2 protein-coding genes are annotated in these 2,178 nt (G+C 47.8%); both read left to right on the top strand.

The window, feature by feature from the left end; genetic code table 11:
- Positions 1 to 1,635: 3'-5' exonuclease (locus WEIDD23_RS05130; RefSeq protein ID WP_197458820.1), on the top strand; the 1,635-nt coding region annotated here is incomplete at its 5' end.
- 182 nt (positions 1,636 to 1,817) lie between these two features.
- The coding region (locus WEIDD23_RS05135; RefSeq protein ID WP_156469580.1) for an alcohol dehydrogenase catalytic domain-containing protein at positions 1,818 to 2,178 on the top strand (361 nt) is incomplete at its 3' end.

The following is a 2,178-nucleotide window of genomic DNA, read 5'->3' on the forward strand; positions in this document are numbered from 1 at the left end:
GTTCAAAACCAAATTGTGGATTTGCTGTGGCAGATTTATAACACAACAGGGTGGCTGGATTACGTCGGTGGATTGCCATCTGGTCCGCAACGGCAAGCTAATCTGCATGCATTGTATGAACGAGCAGCTGCTTACCAAAAGAGCAGTTTCGTCGGTTTGTATCAGTTTATTAATTATGTGACGCAGCTACAAAGTCAGGACAAAGACCTCGGTGAAGCGGATGCGAATGTGGCGAGTGATAGCGTCTCATTGATGACGATTCACCACTCGAAGGGGTTGGAGTTTCCGATTGTATTTGTCCTGAATAGTACCCGGCGCATGATTAGTCAGCGAGAAACGATGGGTGACATTCTGCTTGATGCTGAAGCCGGGGCTGGGATGGATTACATTGATTTGGATCACCACCTCAAGTTACCAACGCCACAACGCGAATTTGTTAAACAAGCGCGCGTTCGTGGTGCGTTCGCCGAACAATTGCGGGTGCTCTATGTTGCGTTAACGCGTGCTGAACAACACTTGTTTATGGTGGGGGCGTATGACAGTGTGAAAGCCCTATGGGATAAGTGGTCGTTAGCTGAAGCCGGCACGGAATGGATGTTGCCAGAGTGGGCCCGCCTTGAAGGAAAGTCGTTTATGGATTTGATGGGGATGGCCTTGATGCGCCATCCCAAGGCGCCTGAACTGGCAAGTGTGCTGACAGCTTACGATGATAAGGATGTCATTGATTTCGGTGAGATTCGGACGAAAGCACCGAAGCAACCGTTCAATTTTGGGCTAGAAATCGTGAATGGGGCCGATTTACGGGCATTGGTTGATGCTTATCAAGCGATGCCGCTGTCTGAAGCGACGTCAGAAAAGACCGGTGCCACGCCGGATGGCATCGTCAATGATTGGCGGTCGGTGTTGCAATTTGATTATCAGTTTGATGAGGCAACACGTGCCACAGCGTACCAGTCAGTTTCAGAAATTAAACGTTTATTTGAAGATCCAGATTTAGCAGCTGGCCGTGGCTTAGTGGATGGGCGTATTCAAGCGGATGAATTTGCAGGATTGCGGTTTACGGATGAAACGTTACCGGAGCCGACCTTTATGCAAGAAGCGGAAACGCGTATTTCATCGGCTGCGATTGGAACGGCAACGCACTTGGTTATGCAACGTGTTGATCTATCGGCAGGAGCGCCATCTCAGGCTGACTTGCGCGCATTGGTGGCCGATTTGGTTGACCAAGAGTTAATCGAGGATAAGGTGGCCCATCTGATTTCGTTGTCTAAGATTGAACGTTTCTTCACGAATTCGCCCTTAGGTAAGCAAATGGTCGCCCATGCGGACTCTTTGCAACGTGAAGTGCAGTTCTCGCTGTTGCTCGATGCAGATCGTCTATACAAGGATTTCCAAGGATCAGAAAAAGTTTTGATTCACGGTATTATTGATGGCTATTTCCAAGTTGATGATGAGGTGTGGTTGTTCGATTACAAGACCGATCGGGTAACACCTGAAACGGCAGCTGAAACACTCACGCAACGTTATTCAGGCCAATTGAACGTTTATGCACAGGCACTGGTGGCGATGGGGAAGCCAATGCCACGTCGGTTTATTTATGCCTTTAGTGCAGAGAAAATTATTGCATTAGACTAACTTAAAAGAAGTGAAGCGTCCGCCATTTGGGAGGGCGCTTTTTTGGGGTTCCGATTTATAAAAACGCACAAAAAGTTCTTGATTAGATTTCAAGAAAGCGCTTGCAAAAGAGAGCGACTCGGTTATAATAATGTTTGTGAAGAAAAGAACAAATGGTCATTGTTAACACGAGGAGATTAGACATGAAAGCAGCAGTTGTTCGTGAAACGCCAGATGGATTTGTAGATTTGATTGATGATTGGCAACCCCGTGCCTTAGGATTTGGTGAGGCATTGGTTGATGTAGAATACAGTGGTCTTTGCCACACCGACTTGCACGTCGCCAATGGTGATTTCGGTAATCCAAATGAGATTAACCCACGCGAATTCCGTCGTGTCATTGGGCACGAAGGGGTTGGAATCGTGACGAAGCTTGGTGAAGGGGCATCAGATTACTTGAAGTTGGGCGATCGCGTGTCAATTGCTTGGTTCTATGATGCTTGTGGAAACTGTGAGTACTGCAACACGGGAAATGAAACGTTCTGCCGCAAGGTGCGCAATGCTG

It is taken from the genome of Weissella sp. DD23 (genome assembly GCF_001579105.1).
Taxonomy (GTDB): Bacteria; Bacillota; Bacilli; order Lactobacillales; family Lactobacillaceae; genus Weissella; species Weissella cibaria.